The sequence below is a fragment of the Sphingomonas sp. genome (assembly GCF_042096255.1).
Classification (GTDB): Bacteria; Pseudomonadota; Alphaproteobacteria; order Sphingomonadales; family Sphingomonadaceae; genus Sphingomonas.
The window spans coordinates 1-18,187 of sequence record NZ_JBELLZ010000073.1 but is presented as its reverse complement, the minus strand read 5'-3'; the positions used below and the strand labels follow the sequence as shown (position 1 = coordinate 18,187).

The following is an 18,187-nucleotide window of genomic DNA, read 5'->3' as shown; positions in this document are numbered from 1 at the left end:
TCGGCTCCGGCAAGGGCAAGACCGGCGGGCGTGGCCAGAAGGGCCAGAAGAGCCGCGAGGGTGTGTCCATCGCCGGCTTCGAGGGCGGCCAGATGCCGCTGCACATGCGGCTGCCGAAGCGCGGCTTCAACAACATCTTCGCCAAGGACTACGCCACGGTCAACCTGGGCGCGATCCAGAAGGCGGTGGATGCGGGCAAGCTGACCGGACCCGACATCGATCACGAGACGCTCAAGGCCGCGGGTCTGGCGCGTGGCGGCAAGGATGGCGTGCGCGTGCTCGGCAAGGGCGAACTGACCGCCAAGCTGGCCTTCACCGTCGCCGGCGTCAGCGCCGGTGCGCGCGAAGCGATCGAGAAGGCCGGTGGTTCGGTCAACGTGATCGAGGTGGTTCCGGCCGCCGACAAGGCCGCGGCCAAGAAGGGCAAGGCGCGCGAGGCGCGGCTCGCGGACAAGGCGTCGAAGTCGGCCAAGTAAGCGAGAGAAATCGCTCGCGAGGTTAGACAAGCCTTCGAGCACGACTATATGAACGGCGGGGGCGCGGGGTAACGCATCTCCGCCGTTTTCGTTTCTTCAAGGCTTTACAGCACGATGGCATCCGCAGCCGACCAGATGGCGCAAAGCATCAGCCTGGCGAATTTCGCCAAGGCGACCGACCTCAAGAAGCGGCTGTGGTTCACCGTCGGCGCGCTGATCGTGTTCCGCATGCTCAGCTACGTGCCCCTGCCCGGCATCGACCCGACTGCGCTGGGCGTGCTGTCGCAGCAGACCTCGGGCGGCGTGCTCGACTTCTTTAACACCTTCTCGGGCGGCTCGCTGAGCCGCATGTCGCTGATCGCGCTGGGGGTGATGCCGTACATCACCGCCTCGATCGTGGTGCAGCTGGCGACCTCGCTCAGCCCACAGCTCGCCGCCATCAAGAAGGAAGGCGAGAGCGGCCGCAAGAAGCTGAACCAGTACACCCGCTATGGCACGGTGCTACTCACCGCCATCCAGGGCTATTTCATCGCGGTCGGGCTGGAGGCGCTGGGCGCCAACCAGGGCGTGCAGGCGGTCATCGAGCCGGGCATGATGTTCCGCATCAACGCGGTGATCTCGCTCATCGGCGGCACCATGTTCCTGATGTGGCTGGGCGAGCAGATCACCAGCCGCGGCATCGGCAATGGCGTGTCGCTGATCATCATGGCGGGCATCGTCGCGCATCTGCCGACCACGCTGGGGAACCTCCTCGAGGGCGGCCGCTCGGGCTCGATGAGCCCGGTGACGCTGATCGCGATCATCCTGGCCGTCGTCGGCCTGGTGCTGCTGATCTGCTTCATGGAGCGCGCGCAGCGCCGCATCCTGATCCAATATCCCAAGCGCCAGACCGCGCGCGGCGTGCAGGCGGATCGCAGCCACCTGCCGCTCAAGCTCAACACCGCCGGCGTCATCCCGCCGATCTTCGCGTCCTCGCTGCTGCTGATGCCGCTGACGATCACCCAGTTCGCCGGCAACAAGGTGCAGGGCGAGAGCTGGTGGGGCGACCTGGTGCTGAGCCTGAACCAGTACCTTCAGCACGGTTCGCCGGTGTACATGCTGCTCTACGCGGCCGGCATCATCTTCTTCTCGTTCTTCTACACCGCGGTGGTCTTCAACCCCGAGGAGACCGCGGAGAATTTGAAGCGCTATGGTGGCTTCGTGCCGGGCATCCGGCCGGGCAAGAACACCGAGACGTATTTCGACTACGTCCTCACCCGCATCACCGTGATCGGCGCCGCCTACCTGACCTTCATCTGCATCGTGCCGGAGTATCTGGTGTCGGCGCTGTCGATCCCCTTCTATCTGGGCGGGACCAGCCTGCTGATCGTGGTCAACGTGACGATGGACACGGTGACGCAGATCCAGTCGCATCTGCTGGCGCATCAGTATGGTGACCTTATCAAGAAGGCGAAGCTGAAGGGCGCGCGGACGCGCTGACCCTCACCAACACGAACGCATCAGGGGAGTACGTTCGCGCGTGAACATCATCCTTCTCGGACCGCCCGGCGCGGGCAAAGGGACCCAGGCGAGCCGGCTCGAGGCCGATCGCGGCATGGTCCAGCTCTCCACCGGCGACATGCTGCGCGCCGCGGTCAAGGCGGGCTCGCCCGTCGGGCTCCAGGCCAAGGCGGTGATGGAGGCGGGCGAGCTCGTCTCGGACGCGATCGTTTCGGCGTTGATCGGCGAGCGGCTGGACGCTGGCGCCGGTTCGGGTGCGATCTTCGACGGCTATCCCCGCACCGCGGCGCAGGCCGAGGCGCTTGACCTGCTCCTCGCCGAGCGCGGCCAGACGCTGGACCATGTCATCGAGCTGGAGGTGGACGAGGACGCCCTCGTGGAGCGCATCGTCGGTCGCTTCACCTGCGCTAATTGCGGCGAGGGCTATCACGACCGGTTCAAGCGCCCCGCGGTCGAGGGCACCTGCGACGTGTGCGGCCATCACGAGTTCAAGCGCCGTCCCGACGATAACGAGGCGACCGTGCGCACCCGCATGACCGAATATCGCGCCAAGACCGCGCCGATCATCCCAATCTACGAGGGCAGGGGCCTCCTCCGCCGCGTCGACGGCATGGCGGACATCCGCCACGTGACCGAGAGCATCGAGGCGATCCTCGGGCCGGCCTGACAAGCGGCGCCGGATGGGGTATCCAGCGCCGATGACCTACCATCAGGCTATCGTAGAGCGAGAGCCGCGCCGCCATCGGATCACGGTGGAAGAGTTCCTGTTTCTTGATGAGCGCGGCGCGTTCGGGAACGAGCACGCGGAGCTTCTGGATGGGGACATATACATTATGAGCCCTATCTTCAGCCTTCATTCGCGTGCCCTGTCGGTTCTGACCTATGAGGTTGAGGCCGCGCTGCGACGGCTTGGCGGCAGTTTACGCGCTTTCACGCCGACGTCGACGATGCTGGGGCCGCACAGTCTGGTCGAGCCCGATCTGCTTGTGGCCAGAACGCCGGTCGACCCGATCATCCAGGCTGATGCGGTTCAGATCGCGTTCGAGGTTTCAGCGAGCAGCCTGGGCTATGATCTTGGCCGGAAGGCGACATCCTACGCTGCCGCCGGCATCCCGGAATATTGGGTGGTCGATGTTGCATCCCGCCGGTTGATCCGGCTGAATCAAGCCAGCAGCGATGGCTTTGCGAACCGGAGCGAGTTCGACTTCAGCGAGACGGTCTCGTCCATCGCAGTGCCCGGACTCTCGATCCATCTTTCGCAGATCGACTGAATGGACGCGCTCACCGCGTTCGGCCTGTTCGCCGTTTCCTTCATGCTGGTCTGCTACATGCTGGAGGAACGCGCGCCGGTGTGGACGCTGCTATTCGCGCTCGGCTGCCTGATGGGGTCGGCCTATGGCTTCCTCCAGGGCGCTTGGCCGTTCGGAATGGTGGAGCTGGCCTGGTTCGTCGTGGCGCTGCGCAAGTGGATCGGGGTGCGGCGCCGACTGGAACCCATCACTTGACACGGCGTTCGCGCGCGCCTACCTGCCCGCCTCTCCGAGACTCAGGACCCCGGCGGCGCTGTCCATGCGTGCGCCGCTTTGCTGCGTTTCGGTGAATGCGACGAGATGGGGTGCGTGGCAGCCATGCCGCATCCCGTGGAGCTGAGGAGATTATCGTTCATGGCACGTATCGCGGGTGTCAACATCCCGACCAACAAGCGCGTGGTGATCGCGCTGACCTACATCCACGGCATCGGCCCGGCGCACGCCAAGGCCATCACCGAGAAGCTTGAGATCGCGCCCGAGCGCCGCGTCCAGGACCTGACCGACCAGGAGGTCCTCCAGATCCGCGAGACGATCGACGCCGATTATACCGTCGAGGGCGATCTGCGTCGCGAGACCGCGATGAACATCAAGCGTCTGATGGACCTCGCCTGCTATCGCGGGCTGCGTCACCGCAAGGGCCTGCCGGTCCGCGGCCAGCGCACCCACACCAACGCCCGCACCCGCAAGGGCAAGGCGAAGCCGATCGCCGGCAAGAAAAAGTAAGCGCGTCCGCGCTTACTTTTTCTCTCCATGGCCGGTTGCAGGCATTCGCCTCCCGGCCTTGATGTAAAGGTCAGGAACACCACATGGCACAGGCACCGCAGCGTCTTCGCCGTCGCGAGCGCAAGAACATCACCGCGGGCGTGGCGCACGTCAACGCCAGCTTCAACAACACCATGATCACGATCACCGACGCGCAGGGCAATGCGATCAGCTGGTCGTCGGCCGGCATGATGGGCTTCAAGGGATCGCGCAAGTCGACGCCCTATGCCGCCCAGGTTGCCGCCGAGGACGCGGGCAAGAAGGCTGCCGAGCACGGCGTCCGCACCCTGGAGGTCGAGGTCAAGGGTCCGGGTTCGGGCCGCGAATCGGCGCTGCGTGCGCTCCAGGCGGTCGGCTTCCAGATCACCTCGATCCGCGACGTGACCGCGATCCCGCACAATGGTGTGCGGCCGTCGAAGCGCCGCCGCGTCTGATCTGATCTTCCGCGCCGGCTGACGAGCCGGCGCGCCTTTCACGACTTGAGGCGGATCGCCCCGCCGCCTCCAACGCAGGGGAACCCCGTGGCCGTCAACGCAAAGAACTGGCAGGAACTCAAGAAGCCGAACGCGCTCGAGAAGAAGGGCGGAGATGGCAAGCGCAAGTCGACCTTCGTGGCCGAGCCGCTGGAGCGTGGTTTCGGCCTGACGCTGGGGAACGCGCTGCGCCGCGTGCTGCTCTCCAGCCTTCAGGGCGCGGCCGTCACCTCGATCAAGATCGAGAACGTGCTGCACGAGTTCTCGAGCCTCGCCGGCGTGCGCGAGGACGTGACCGACATCGTCCTCAACGTCAAGCAGATCGCCCTGCGCATGCAGGGCGAAGGGCCCAAGCGCCTCCAGCTGTCGGCGACCGGCCCGGCCGAGGTGAAGGCGGGCGACATCGCGGTGTCCGGCGACATCGAGGTGATGAACCCCGAGCTGGTCATCTGCCACCTCGACGAGGGCGCGACGCTCAACATGGAGCTGACCGCCGACACCGGAAAGGGCTATGTTCCCGCCACCGCCAACCGCCCGGCCGATGCGCCGATCGGCCTGATCCCGGTGGACGCGCTCTACTCGCCGGTGCGCCAGGTCAGCTACAAGGTCGATCCGACCCGCGTTGGTCAGGACCTCGACTATGACAAGCTGACGCTGACCGTCGAGACCGATGGCACCGTGACCCCGGAAGACGCCGTCGGCTATGCCGGCCGCATCCTCCAGGACCAGCTGGCGCTGTTCGTCCACTTCGACGATTCTGCGATGACCCGCTCGGCCCCGATCGGTACCGCCGCGCCCGCCCCCACGGGCGGCGAGGTCGCTGGCGACACGCAGCAGATCAACCGCTACCTGCTCAAGAAGGTGGACGAGCTGGAGCTGTCGGTCCGTTCGGCCAATTGCCTCAAGAACGACAACATCATCTACATCGGTGATCTTGTCGGCAAGACCGAGGCGGAGATGCTGCGCACCCCGAACTTCGGCCGCAAGTCGCTGAACGAGATCAAGGAAGTGCTCTCCAGCATGGGCCTGCGCCTCGGCATGGAGATCCCTGGATGGCCGCCCGAGAACATCGAGGAGATGGCCAAGAAGCTGGAGCAGGAGATCATGGGCTGAGTCGCACCGGGTCAGCGGAGCTGGCCCGGAGACGACTCCAGTCCGGCCGGCGGGTCGGCGAGGCCGACCCGTTCGACGACGCGGCTCTGCCGCGGCGTGGCCGGAAGCAAGCGGGACCCCGGCTCAAGGCTGGGGTGACGAAGAGACGGTGGTCCCGCGTCGCCACCTGGTTTCGGGTTCCGTGAGACGGCCCGTCAACGAACGAAAGGAAGATCCATGCGCCATCGTTACGGCGGTCGTAAGCTCCAGCGCACCTCGGCGCACCGCGCCGCGCTGTTCCGCAACATGTCGGCCGCGCTGATCAAGCACGAGCAGATCACCACCACGCTCGCCAAGGCGAAGGAGCTTCGCCCCTATGTCGAGAAGCTGGTCACGCTCGCCAAGAAGGGCGGCCTCTCCAACCGGCGTCTGGCGCACGCCCGCCTGCTCGACGACGCGCAGCTCGTGAAGCTGTTCGACGTGCTGGCCGATCGCTACGCTGACCGCAACGGCGGCTACACCCGCGTCATCAAGGCCGGTATCCGCGCCTCGGATGCTTCGCCGATGGCGATCATCGAGTTCGTTGATCGCGACGTCTCGGCCAAGGGCCAGGATTCGGGCCCGGTGATGACCGACGAGGACTTCGACGAGGCTGCGTAAGTCGGGTTGCTTGTTACGGGAAGATTGGGATCGCCGGGCTTGCGTCCGGCGGTCCTTTTTCTTTGTCCGCTGCACTATCAAGGCGATAGCGGCAGGAGGGTCCATTCCGGACATATTGCCCGTTCCTTTTTCTTGATGCTCCTGCACAGTGGTTGCGGGGACTTTGGGGAGGAAGGAATGAAGCGGGTCATGACCTGCGTCGTGCTGGCGGCGATGTTGACCGGGGGCTGTACGCCGGTGCTGAAGGAGGTACGCTACAGTGGCGGCTATCCTGGGTATTTGCTTGATAAGAGGACGTTCGATACGTCTGCATCGAAGCAGCTCTTCCTTCTACGTGCGGCGATAATCCTGAGCATGGCGGCGGAGATGAGCCGGGTCACGGTAACCGGAGAGGATGGCGATACGGTTGCCAAGCAGCTCTTCGCCGCGGCTCAAGAGATCAACTATGCCGCTGCCGACATCTACTCGATTGACGGTAAATCGCCCTGCGATACGACGGGGGACGCTGGCGACGACTGTGCGGGATTCTACGAGAATTTCGAAGGAAACATCCCTCAGATCGAGGCTAGGGTTGTGAAGGTCATGCTGGCGGTACTGCCGGCGGATCGGGCGCGCAAGTTTCTGGATAACGCGACAAAAGGTGATGCTTTGGCCGCCGCATGGCATGCCATCCGCACCCTCGCAGCGGCCGTGGGTGGCGTCCATTTCGCTGCCGCCCGCTATCGTTCAGGACTGGAGATCGTCGCCGTTCACATGGGGTCGCAATGTAAGGCCCCGGGCGGCGTTTCTGTGGCCGGCAAGTATGACGCCAGTTCTCAGACCGTGATCGAAGCGGCGGGGTGCCTCGGCCTGTCGCAGGAGAACCTATCTGCCAATCCCGATGAGGCGGATCGGATCGCCCTTCGAGGGGACAACGGCGGTGAGGTGAAACGCGGGGCATTCCAGGCAGTGATGCACGCGATCGCGGTGGCCTGTTACGACCTGCCATACCATGGCGACGAGAAAACCGTTGCGGAGAGCAGGACGTTACGTTCGAGTACGTGCACGAACATCAAGTTCGAGCCAAAAGGACGGCCGCACGAGGTCGAGGCGCCCTAGCGCGCGGGCTGGGCGGCGCTCCGTGAAGACGCGTGCTGACACAGGAACCTCCTCTGTCTGGGCCTTTCGCCCTCGGAGGCCTGTCGCTACATGCCGTGCATGCAGCATCCCGACAGCATCCTCATCGTCGATTTCGGCAGCCAGGTTACCCAGCTTATCGCCCGGCGCGTCCGGGAGGCCGGTGTTTACAGCGAGGTCGCCCCTTATCAGCGCGCCGAGGAGGCGTTCGCGCGGTTGCGCCCGAGGGGCGTAATTCTTTCGGGCGGCCCGGCATCCGTGACCCTGGAGGACAGCCCACGCGCGCCGCAGCATTTCTTCGAGGCTGGCGTGCCAATCCTCGGTATCTGCTACGGCCAGCAGGTGATGAGTGCGCAGCTCGGCGGCGAGGTGATCGTCTCGGGCGATGGCGGCGAGTTCGGCCAGGCGTTCGTCGAGGTGAAGCGCCCTTGTGCGCTGTTCGACGGGCTGTGGCAGGAGGGTGAGCGTCACCAGGTCTGGATGAGCCACGGTGACAAGGTGAATGCGTTGCCGCCGGGCTTCGAGCCGGTCGCGACCTCCGATGGCGCGCCCTACGCGATCGTCGCCGACGAGAGTCGCCATTTCTACGGCGTCCAGTTCCATCCCGAGGTGGTGCACACGCCGGATGGCGCCAAGCTGATCGGCAATTTCGCGCGCCACGTCTGCGGCCTCGCCGGCGATTGGACGATGGCGGAGTTTCGCGAGGCCAAGATCGCCGACATTCGCGCGCAGGTCGGCAAGGGGCGCGTGATCTGCGGCCTTTCGGGCGGCGTCGATAGTGCGGTCGCGGCGGTGCTGATCCATGAGGCGATCGGCGACCAGCTGACCTGTGTGTTCGTGGATCACGGCCTGATGCGGGCGGGGGAGGCTGATCAGGTCGTCAGCCTGTTCCGCGGGCATTACAATATCCCGCTGATCCATGTGAACGCCGAGGCGCAGTTCATGGATGGGCTCGCCGGGGTCACTGATCCCGAGGCCAAGCGCAAGTTCATCGGCAAGACCTTCATCGACGTGTTCGAGGCCGAGGCCAAGAAGATCGGGGGCGCCGAGTTCCTCGCGCAGGGCACGCTCTATCCCGACGTAATTGAGAGCGTCTCCTTCACCGGCGGACCTTCGGTGACGATCAAGAGCCACCACAATGTCGGCGGCCTGCCCGAGCGGATGGACATGAAGCTGGTCGAGCCGCTGCGCGAATTGTTCAAGGACGAGGTCCGCGCGCTCGGCCGCGAGTTGGGTCTACCCGAGGCGTTCGTCGGCCGTCATCCATTCCCCGGGCCAGGCCTCGCTATTCGCATCCCCGGCGAGGTCAGCAAGGAACGTTGCGATATCCTCCGCAAGGCCGATGCGATCTATCTCGAAGAGATCCGAGGCGCCGGGCTGTACGATGCAATCTGGCAAGCGTTCGCGGTGCTGCTGCCGGTCCGCTCGGTCGGCGTGATGGGGGACGGCCGCACCTATGATTCGGTGCTGGCGCTGCGCGCGGTGACCTCAACCGACGGCATGACCGCCGATGCCTTCGAGTTTCCGGGCGGGTTCCTGAAGCGCGTCATCACCCGGATCATCAACGAGGTGCGCGGCATCAATCGCGTCACTTATGATTATACCAGCAAGCCGCCGGGCACTATTGAGTGGGAGTGACGGCGCCGAGCCGTTAGGCAGGCACGATGGCATATCTCCCGCGGGTCGCGATCGTCGGCCGGCCGAACGTCGGCAAATCCACCCTGTTCAACCGCCTTGTCGGCAAGAAGCTCGCGCTGGTCGACGATCGCCCCGGTGTTACCCGCGATCGCCGTGAGGGCGACGCGCATCTGCTCGGCCTCGATTTCAGAGTGATCGATACCGCCGGCTACGAGGATCAAGACCCCGCCTCGCTGCCCGGCCGCATGCGCCAGCAGACCGAGCGGGCGGTGGCGGATGCGGACGTCGCGCTGTTCCTGGTCGACGCGCGCGCCGGCGTGGTGCCACTCGACGAGGAGATCGCCCGCTGGCTGCGCGGCTCGACCACGCCGATCGTGCTGGTCGCCAACAAGGCGGAAGGGCGCGCCGGCGAGCAGGGCATCCTGGAGGCGTTGGCGCTCGGCTTTGGCGATCCCGTCCAGCTTTCCGCCGAACATGGCGAGGGCGTGGCCGACCTGTTCGAGGCGCTGCTGCCATACCTCGAGCGCGAGTTCGGAAAGGACGCCGAGGACGAGGGCCCGGACGTCCCGCTCAAGATCGCGATCGTCGGCCGCCCTAATGCGGGCAAGTCCACGCTGGTCAACCGGATGCTGGGCGAGGACCGGATGATCACCGGGCCGGAAGCGGGCATCACCCGCGACGCGATCGCCAGCGACTGGATGTGGCAGGGCAGGGCGGTGCGCCTGGTCGACACCGCGGGCATGCGCAAGCGCGCCAAGGTGCAGGACAAACTGGAGAAATTGTCGGTGGCCGACGCGCTCCATGCCGTCGATTTCGCCGAGGTGGTGGTGCTGCTGCTAGATGCGACGCTCGGCCTCGAATCGCAGGATCTGCGCATCGCCGATCGCGTGCTGGAAGAAGGCCGCGCGCTGGTGATCGCGCTCAACAAATGGGACGTGGCGGAGAACGCTTCCTCGCTGTTCAATGGCGTCAAGGGTGCGCTGGAGGATGGCCTCAGCCAGGTGAAGGGCGTGCCCCTGCTCACCGTCTCGGCGGCGACGGGCAAGGGCATCGACCAGCTGATCGGCGCGTGCTTCGAGGTGCGCGACGCCTGGTCGCGCCGGGTCGGCACCGGTGAGCTCAACCGCTGGTTCGAGCGCGCAGTGGAGGCGAACCCGCCGCCCGCGCCCGGCGGCAAGCGTATCAAGATGCGCTACGTCACCCAGGTGAAGACACGGCCGCCCAGCTTCGTGATCTTCGGTACGCGCGTCGACCAGTTGCCCGCCAGCTATGAGCGTTATCTGATGAACTCGATGCGGCGCGACCTCGGCTTCGGTGCCGTGCCGATCCGTCTCACCCTGCGCGCACCGAGCAATCCGTTCGATCGCTGACCGCGCCCGCATCAACGACCCGTTTACCGCGAGGCGATATCGGGGAGGGGCACCGGCCGGCCTTTGCCCGTCCGGCAGGGACGGACGCACGTGGGATTCGAAGGCAGCACGCTGGTGGATTGGCCGGCCTATGCGAAGGCTCGGGCGGAGCTTGGCGCGCAATTCGCGCGAATCCTCGGCTATTTCGAGGAGGATGGTGTCAAGTCCGTCGCCAAGATCGAGGACGCGATGCGCGCGCAGAATGCGGCGGCGATGGTGATTCCCGCCCACACGCTGAAGGGCGAATCGCGCCAGTTCGGCGCCGAGCCGCTTGCGGCACTGGCGGAAAAGATCGAGATGTTCGCGCGCGATTGTGTCGAGCGCCGCGAGACGCCTGATGCCGGGCTGACCGATGTCGTCGCGCTGCGCCCACTGTTTCAGCAGACGCTGATGCTGCTCCAGCGCGAGGCCAATCCACTTGCTGAGCGTCGCGGCGGGGGCGGTTTCGGGCGAAGGCAGACCTTCGGACGCGGATAGGTTCCTTCGGCGGCGGCGCGCGCTATGGCGCGGGCATGCCCATCGACCTGATCTGCCTCGATGCCGATGATACGCTCTGGCACAACATGCGCTTCTTCGCCGCGGCTGAGGAGGCCTTCGCCGGCCTGATCGCGCCGTTCGCGGATGCGGGTATCGCGCGCGAGACGCTGGCAGCGACCGAGATCCGCAACCTCCAGCACTACGGCTATGGCGCCAAGAGCTTTACGCTGTCGATGATCGAAACGGCGTGCGAGCTGTGCCCGGACGCGCTGAACGCTACGCTGGTTTCTCGGCTTCTGGAGGCCGGGCGGACGTTGCTGGCGCACCCGGTGGAGCTGTTCGAGGGGATCGCCGACACGCTGGATGCGCTGGCGGAGCGCGCGCGGCTGGTGCTGGTGACCAAGGGCGACCTGCTCCACCAGGAGGCGAAGCTGGCCGCATCGGGGCTGGGTGACCGGTTTGCTGGGGTGGAGATCGTCAGCGACAAGACCAGCGCCACCTTCGAACGCTTGTTTGGCCGGTATGGCGTGGAGCCGGCCCGCGCGGTGATGGCGGGCGATTCGATGCGGTCGGATGTGCTACCCGCACTGGCGGCGGGGGCATGGGCGGCGTTCGTGCCGCAGCAGGGCGGGTGGAGCCACGAGGCCGCGCCGCCGCCCGAGGACCGCTCGCGCTTCCGGCAGCTGGCGCGCCTGGCCGAGCTGCCGGACTGGATCGACGCGATCGGCTGATCAGCCCGGCAGTTCGACTGCGGCCTCGCCCGCGGCGGCGACGCCCATCAGCTTTGGGAAGAATTCCTCGTGCGCGGTGCGCAGCGCTTCGAGCGTGACGACGTCGTCGCGATTAGGGCGCTCGAAGATCAGGCGCTTGCCGCCGGTTCTTCCCATCGGCTCGACCTCGACGCCGGCGGCGAGCGCGGCGTGGAGGAAGTCCGCCAGCGCATGATCGTGCGGGGTGACGAGATAGACGCCCTGGTCTTCGGCGAAGAAGGAATGCGCGCAGTCGAACGGCTGCTTGCGGTCGACGATCGCGCCGATGCCGCCCGCCAGCGCCATCTCGGCGAGCGCGACGCCGATGCCTCCGTCGGCCACGTCGTGGACGGCGGAGAGCTGGCCGGCGAGGATCGCGGTGCGGACCAGGTCGCCGGCGGCGCGCTCCTTCGCCAGATCGACGCGCGGCGGCGGTCCCTCTTCGCGGCCGTGGACCTCGCGCAGCCATAGCGACTGGCCGAGGTCGCCACGGCGGGTGCCGACCACTAGGATGATATCGCCCGCGCCCTTGAACGCGACCGTGGCGCTCTTCTCCCAGTCCTTGAGCAACCCGACGCCGCCGATCGCCGGGGTCGGCAGGATGGCGGAGCCGCCGCCGGTGGCCTTCGACTCATTGTAGAGCGACACGTTGCCGCTTACGATCGGGAAGTCGAGCGCGCGGCATGCTTCGCTCATCCCCTCCAGGCAGCCGACGATCTGGCCCATGATCTCGGGCCGCTGCGGATTGGCGAAGTTGAGGCAGTTGGTGACCGCCAGCGGGGTGGCACCAACTGCGTTCAAGTTGCGCCAGGCCTCCGCGATCGCCTGCTTGCCACCCTCCACCGGGTCGGCAAAGCAATAGCGCGGGGTGCAGTCGGTGGTCATCGCCAATGCCTTGGGGGTGCCATGGACGCGCACCACCGCGGCATCGCCGCCAGGGCGCTGGACGGTGTCGGCGCCGACCATGTGGTCGTATTGTTCCCAGATCCAGCGGCGGCTGGCGACATCAGGCGAGCCCATCAGCGTGAGCAGGTCGGCGGCGATGTCCTTGCAGTCCGGCACGCTGACCAGCGCCTTGGCGGGCGGGGTGGGGACGTGCGGGCGGTCGTAGAGCGGCGCTTCGTCGGCGAGCGGGGCGAGCGGTATGTCGCACACCGTTTCGCCCTCAAACTTCAGCACCATGCGGCCGGTGTCGGTGACGTGGCCGATGACCGCGAAGTCGAGCTCCCATTTGTCGAAGATCGCCTTGGCGAAATCCTCGCGGCCGGGTTTGAGGACCATGAGCATGCGCTCCTGGCTCTCCGAGAGCATCATCTCGTACGGGGTCATCCCCGTTTCGCGCTGGGGCACGTCGTCCATCACCAGCTCGATACCGACGCCGCCCTTGGACGCCATCTCGACCGAGGAGGAAGTGAGGCCGGCGGCGCCCATGTCCTGGATCGCGACGATCGCGTCGGAGGCCATCAATTCAAGGCAGGCCTCGATCAGCAGCTTCTCCGTGAAGGGATCGCCGACCTGGACGGTGGGGCGCTTCTCCTCGGCATCCTCGCCGAAGTCGGCCGAGGCCATGGTGGCGCCGTGGATGCCGTCGCGGCCGGTCTTGGAACCGACGTAAACGATCGGGTTGCCGACGCCCGAGGCGGCCGAATAAAAAATCTTGTCGGCGTCGGCGACGCCGACGGTCATCGCGTTGACCAGAATGTTGCCGTCATAAGCGGGATGGAAGTTCACCTCGCCGCCGACGGTGGGGACGCCGACGCAATTGCCGTAGCCGCCGATGCCGTGGACCACGCCCGCGATCAGGTGCCGCATCTTGGGATGATCGGGGCGGCCGAAGCGCAGCGCGTTGAGGTTCGCCACCGGGCGCGCGCCCATGGTGAACACATCGCGCAGGATGCCGCCGACGCCGGTGGCGGCGCCCTGATAGGGCTCGATGTAGGAGGGGTGGTTGTGGCTCTCCATCTTAAAAATGGCGGCCTGACCGTCGCCGATATCCACCACGCCCGCATTCTCGCCGGGGCCGCAGATCACCTGGGGGCCGGTGGTCGGCAGCTTCTTGAGGTGAATGCGGCTGGACTTGTAGCTGCAATGCTCGGACCACATCACCGAGAAGATGCCGAGTTCGACCAGGTTCGGCTCGCGGCCCAGCGCCTTCAGGACGCGGTCATATTCCTCGGGGCTGAGGCCGTGGTCGGCGACGGTCTGGGGTGTGATGGCGGTCATGCCGCGCGCATAGCCGCGGAGGGAGCGGGATGCCAGCGGGCGACTAGCCGCGCCGCCGCCTCAGCCGGCGGAGCAGGCCGTGGCCGGTGGTCATCGCCTCGAACATTTCGCCCGGACCCTCGGGGTCGAGCACCTCGTGGTCGGCGAGCCATTTCTCGACCTCGTTGAGGTCCGGTATCTCATAGGGGATCAAAGTACGACCATCGCCGCGCAGCCGCTCGATCGTCGCGATCAGCCCGTCGTGCCTGATCCCCTCGGTCACCGCCTCGGTCGACACGTCGAGATGCTCGGCGATCAGGTCGTCGCGGATCGCGGCGATCTTGGCCGGTTCCTCGGAGATCGTCACGTCGCATTCGGTGTCGAGCCGTAGCGAGCGGTTGTTGAAGTTCGACGAGCCGATGCGGACTACCGCCTCGTCCACCACCATCACCTTGGCATGGCAGTAGATCGGCTCGCCAGCACGCGTGACCGGATGATAGAGGCGGAAACGGCCGGCATGGTCGCGCCGCCGCAGCTCGGCGACGAGGCGTGCGCGCGCCGTGTCCATCGCGATCGGCTCCAGCCAGCCCTGCGCGGTGACCGGGTTGATCACCACGATCTCGGGCGGGTCCGGCTCGGCGAGGCGGCGGGCGATCGCCTCGGCGACCTTGCGCGACGCGAAATACTGGCTCTCCGCGTAGATCCGGCGCTCGGCGCGCGCGATCAGCGCAAGGTAGAGCTCCTCGATCTCCAGGATCGCGGCGAGCCCGCCATGGTCCGGCTGCGAACGCGAGATGGCGACGTCCACGTCGTCGAACTGCGCGGGCAGGCTCTCGGGCCAGCAGACCGGCGTCGGCGGCGGCGGCGCGATCGGGGCGCCGCCGGCGATCTCCCAGCGGGTACGGCACAGCTCGCCCAGCGCCTTGGCGGCGTCACCTTCCAGCGCCGTGGTGACATCGTGCCACGGCTTGTAGGCGAAGCCCGAGGGGGACTTGCGGCGCGGATCGTCGTCACGGTGCTCGCGCGTGTCCCAGCGCTCGTCGGTCATGTCGATACCGCCGCAGAAGGCGAGGCAATCGTCGATCACCACGATCTTCTGGTGGTGCGAGGCGGCGACGGGGTGATGGGCATCGAGCTTGAGGTGGATGCGCTTCTGGAAGTAGCGCCACTTGAACAGAGTCCACAGCGTGCGGCCGCGGGCCAGAGTCTTGATCGCACCCTTGTCCCAGCGGAGGATGTGGACCTGAAGCGTCGGCGTGCGCTCGACCAGCCAGGTGATGAACTCGCCGACGGTGGTCGGCGCCTCCGGGTGATCGTCGCCGAACGCCAGGGTGATGCGGGCATCGAAGTCCCAGCCGACCAGCAGGATCTGGTGCTTCGCCGAGAGCATCGCCTCGCGGGCGACGCGGAAATAGGCGTCGGCATCGATGACCACGGCAGCGCGGGTCGCGCGCTCAATCCGCCAGCGGGCTTTTTCCGGAAGCCGGGTGACGGACCAGGCCGTGCGCTCGCCTTCCGAAATCGCCGTCACTCCGCTCGTTCCACCCGATCCGCGCTGTAGGCAGGATGGGGAGGGCGGTCCATCCCGGGCGACGGCGAAAACCGCCGCCCGGTGATGGAGATCAGGCCAGCACGCCGGCGAGGATGTCGGACGGCACGGTGGTGCTGCCGAAGGAGACGGCAAAGTCGGCGATCCGATCGCCATCCACGTCACCCAGCAGGGTGTTGCCATTGACGTTCATCGCGATGCGCAGTTCGCCCGCCACGCCGGAGAAAGCCGCCGTGCCGATCGAGGTGAAGGCCTGGTCGCCGTCCAGATTGGTGTTCGCGTCGATGGCGGTTAGGTCGATCACGTCGCCCGTCAGATAGTCGAGAATACGGTCGGCACCGGTGGTGCGATTGCTCTCCGCGATGCTGGTGTAGACGAAGGTGTCCGCGCCGGCACCGCCGGCGAGCAGGTCCCGGCCCAGGCCGCCGATGATGGTCTGCGCACCGTCGGTGGCGGAGATGCGATCGTCGCCCGCACCGCCGTCGATGATGCCGGCGCTGGCGCCCAGGCCGCTGCGGAAGAAGTCGTTGCCACTGCCGAGCAGCACGTCGCCGGCGAGGGTGCCGGTGTTGGTGACGCGGTCGTCACCCGCGCCGGTGTCCAGCGCGACCGGGCCGGTGATGGTGCCGCCGTTGACGACGCGATCGGCGAAGTCGCCGATGAACTGCACGCCCGTGCCCTGATCGGCGCTGATCGTACCCTCGTTGTTCAGCCGGGTCTCGGCATAGGCGCCGTTGCGGTCGCCGTCGTCGATCAGGATGCCGTTGAACGCGCCGTGGATGGTGGCGCCGGCATGATTGCGGATCTGCCCGCCGCCCGCGGCGATGCCATCGGCGAAGTCGTCGATATTGTCGGCGCCGACGCCCTCGATCGTGCCATAATTGTTGATGTCAATCAGGTAATCGACGTCCACGCCGTCTCCATCACCATCGCCATAGCCGTCGTAGCGGCCGCTGATCGTGCCGCGGTTGAGCACGGTCACCGCGCCATCGCCGTCAGCCGCTTCGGTGTCGAAGTTGATGCCCGAGCCGTTGCGGCCGATGATCTGGCCATCGCCCAGATTGACGATGAAGGCGGTGTTGGCGCCAGTGATGCCGTGCTTGCCGCCTTTGATGATACCTGTGGTCTCGTTGACGATCACGGCCTGGTTGCCGCCGTCCTCCGGCTGGAGGTCGATCGCGTCGCCGCTGGCGCTCTCGCCCTCCACCACGTCGGCGCGGATCGTGCCGGCGTTGGTGATCGAGATGAACGATTCGCCATCGTTGCCCGGCCGGATCACGTCGGCGGTGCCATAATTGGTGATCTCGCCGCCGGCGAGATTCTCGATGACGATGGTGCCGGTGCGCAGGTCCTTGAAGTCGATCGCCCAGGTGTTGCCGCCCGCGATCAGACCTGCGTTGACCAGCCGGACCTCACCGTCGCTGCCGCTCGGCGAGGAAAGCTTGATCCCGCCGGCGCCGCCAATGATGGTGCCGCTATCCTCGTTGCGGATGAGGGTGTCGATAGTGCCCGAGAGCGTGCCGGTGATCGCGAAGCCTTCACCAACCGTTTCGATATACCCCAGGTTGCGGACGAAGGCGCCCGCGCCGGAAAGGGTCACCGCCGCACCGGCGCTGGCGCTGAACATCTCCCCACCCCAAGCGACGTAAAGCGAATCGCCGCTGGCCAGTGCCAGCTGGTCCTTCACGATCTGATCGTCCTTTACCCGGTAGCGAGCCATCCGACTTCTCCCCATTCAACCCCGAAACGATGATCGCGGCGGTGTAGATCGGGCGTGTGACGGATTTGCGTCGATCCTACCCCTGGCGCGCCAGCCATTCCTCCAGCCACTTGATGGTATAGTCGCCGGCCTGGAACTCGGGGTCGTCCAGCAGCGCCTGGTGGAGCGGGATGGTGGTCTTCATCCCGTCGATCACGAACTCCTCCAGCGCGCGGCGCAGGCGACGCAGCGCGCCGTCGCGCGTGGTGCCATAGACGATCAGCTTGGCGATCATGCTGTCGTAATAGGGCGGCACCTTGTAGCCGGCGTAGAGCCCGCTATCGACGCGCACGTTCATGCCGCCGGGGGCGTGATACTGTTTCACCAGGCCGGGCGAGGGCGCGAAGGTGCGCGGGTCCTCGGCATTGATCCGGCATTCGATTGCGTGGCCGCGGAACTGCACGTCTTCCTGCCGCAGCGTGAGGCCGTGGCCCTCGGCGATGCGGATCTGCTCGCGCACCAGATCGAGGCCGGTGATCGCCTCGGTCACCGGATGCTCGACCTGGAGGCGGGTGTTCATCTCGATGAAGTAGAACTGCCCGTCTTCCCACAGGAATTCGATGGTGCCGGCGCCGCGATAGCCCATGTCGGCCATCGCCCGGGCGACAATGCCGCCCATCCGCTCGCGCTCCTCGGGCGTGATGACGGGGGAGGGCGCTTCCTCCAGCACCTTCTGGTGACGGCGCTGGAGCGAGCAGTCGCGCTCGCCGAGGTGGATGGCGTTGCCGTTGCCGTCGCCGAAGATCTGGAACTCGATATGCCTCGGGTTGCCGAGGTACTTCTCCATGTAGACGGTGGCGTCGCCGAACGCGGCCTTCGCCTCGCTGCCCGCCTGCGCCATCAGCGTTTCGAGCTGGTCCTCGGCCGGCACCACCTTCATGCCGCGCCCGCCGCCGCCGGACGCGGCCTTGATCAGCACGGGATAGCCGATGTCCGCGGCGAGGCGCTTCGCCTCGGCGGCGTCGGTGAGCGCGCCGTCCGAGCCGGGCACCAAAGGCAGGCCGAGCGCGCCGGC

At 66.6% G+C, this 18,187-nt stretch carries 18 protein-coding genes; 14 read left to right on the top strand and 4 right to left on the bottom strand.

Features of this window, described 5'->3' with window-relative positions; translation table 11 throughout:
- The 14 genes from rplO to ACFDTH_RS13190 form a co-directional block, all read left to right on the top strand.
- The coding region (rplO, locus tag ACFDTH_RS13255) for a 50S ribosomal protein L15 (RefSeq protein ID WP_375288013.1) at nt 1-476 on the top strand (476 nt) is incomplete at its 5' end.
- A gap of 114 nt (nt 477-590) precedes the next feature.
- On the top strand, nt 591-1,955 hold the full coding sequence (gene secY / locus ACFDTH_RS13250; RefSeq protein WP_375288012.1) for a preprotein translocase subunit SecY: 1,365 nt from the start codon (nt 591-593) through the stop codon (nt 1,953-1,955).
- Between the two features lie 40 nt (nt 1,956-1,995).
- A complete protein-coding gene (locus ACFDTH_RS13245; protein WP_375288011.1) occupies nt 1,996-2,643 on the top strand; it encodes an adenylate kinase in 648 nt (215 codons plus the stop codon).
- Between the two features lie 31 nt (nt 2,644-2,674).
- Entirely contained in the window at nt 2,675-3,247 is a 573-nt protein-coding gene (locus ACFDTH_RS13240) for a Uma2 family endonuclease (RefSeq protein ID WP_375288010.1), read from the top strand.
- Nucleotides 3,248-3,481, top strand: coding sequence for a hypothetical protein (locus ACFDTH_RS13235; RefSeq protein ID WP_375288009.1), 234 nt, complete (start codon nt 3,248-3,250; stop codon nt 3,479-3,481).
- Between the two features lie 159 nt (nt 3,482-3,640).
- A complete protein-coding gene (gene rpsM / locus ACFDTH_RS13230; protein WP_375288008.1) occupies nt 3,641-4,009 on the top strand; it encodes a 30S ribosomal protein S13 in 369 nt (122 codons plus the stop codon).
- A gap of 83 nt (nt 4,010-4,092) precedes the next feature.
- Nucleotides 4,093-4,482, top strand: coding sequence for a 30S ribosomal protein S11 (rpsK, locus tag ACFDTH_RS13225; protein ID WP_375288007.1), 390 nt, complete (start codon nt 4,093-4,095; stop codon nt 4,480-4,482).
- An 87-nt stretch (nt 4,483-4,569) separates the two neighbouring features.
- Nucleotides 4,570-5,634 carry a DNA-directed RNA polymerase subunit alpha gene (locus ACFDTH_RS13220; protein ID WP_375288006.1) on the top strand — a complete coding sequence of 355 codons (1,065 nt, stop codon included), beginning with the start codon at nt 4,570-4,572 and terminating at the stop codon, nt 5,632-5,634.
- A gap of 216 nt (nt 5,635-5,850) precedes the next feature.
- Entirely contained in the window at nt 5,851-6,273 is a 423-nt protein-coding gene (gene rplQ / locus ACFDTH_RS13215; protein WP_375288005.1) for a 50S ribosomal protein L17, read from the top strand.
- 177 nt (nt 6,274-6,450) lie between these two features.
- Nucleotides 6,451-7,371 carry a hypothetical protein gene (locus tag ACFDTH_RS13210; RefSeq protein ID WP_375288004.1) on the top strand — a complete coding sequence of 307 codons (921 nt, stop codon included), beginning with the start codon at nt 6,451-6,453 and terminating at the stop codon, nt 7,369-7,371.
- Between the two features lie 99 nt (nt 7,372-7,470).
- Nucleotides 7,471-9,027 carry a glutamine-hydrolyzing GMP synthase gene (gene guaA, locus ACFDTH_RS13205; RefSeq protein WP_375288003.1) on the top strand — a complete coding sequence of 519 codons (1,557 nt, stop codon included), beginning with the start codon at nt 7,471-7,473 and terminating at the stop codon, nt 9,025-9,027.
- A 26-nt stretch (nt 9,028-9,053) separates the two neighbouring features.
- Entirely contained in the window at nt 9,054-10,397 is a 1,344-nt protein-coding gene (gene der, locus ACFDTH_RS13200; RefSeq protein ID WP_375288002.1) for a ribosome biogenesis GTPase Der, read from the top strand.
- A gap of 90 nt (nt 10,398-10,487) precedes the next feature.
- On the top strand, nt 10,488-10,913 hold the full coding sequence (locus ACFDTH_RS13195) for an Hpt domain-containing protein (RefSeq protein WP_375288001.1): 426 nt from the start codon (nt 10,488-10,490) through the stop codon (nt 10,911-10,913).
- 35 nt (nt 10,914-10,948) lie between these two features.
- Nucleotides 10,949-11,644 carry an HAD family hydrolase gene (locus ACFDTH_RS13190; protein WP_375288000.1) on the top strand — a complete coding sequence of 232 codons (696 nt, stop codon included), beginning with the start codon at nt 10,949-10,951 and terminating at the stop codon, nt 11,642-11,644.
- Here ACFDTH_RS13190 and purL read toward each other — a convergent pair whose 3' ends face one another.
- The 4 genes from purL to ACFDTH_RS13170 form a co-directional block, all read right to left on the bottom strand.
- Nucleotides 11,645-13,885: a phosphoribosylformylglycinamidine synthase subunit PurL gene (purL, locus tag ACFDTH_RS13185; protein WP_375287999.1), complete on the bottom strand. Its 2,241-nt coding sequence runs from the start codon at nt 13,883-13,885 to the stop codon at nt 11,645-11,647.
- Between the two features lie 43 nt (nt 13,886-13,928).
- Nucleotides 13,929-15,299 carry a phospholipase D-like domain-containing protein gene (locus ACFDTH_RS13180; protein WP_375287998.1) on the bottom strand — a complete coding sequence of 457 codons (1,371 nt, stop codon included), beginning with the start codon at nt 15,297-15,299 and terminating at the stop codon, nt 13,929-13,931.
- 187 nt (nt 15,300-15,486) lie between these two features.
- A complete protein-coding gene (locus tag ACFDTH_RS13175) occupies nt 15,487-17,133 on the bottom strand; it encodes a calcium-binding protein (RefSeq protein ID WP_375287997.1) in 1,647 nt (548 codons plus the stop codon).
- A 76-nt stretch (nt 17,134-17,209) separates the two neighbouring features.
- Nucleotides 17,210-18,187 (bottom strand): ATP-grasp domain-containing protein (locus ACFDTH_RS13170; RefSeq protein ID WP_375287996.1); only part of this gene is annotated, 978 nt, incomplete at its 5' end.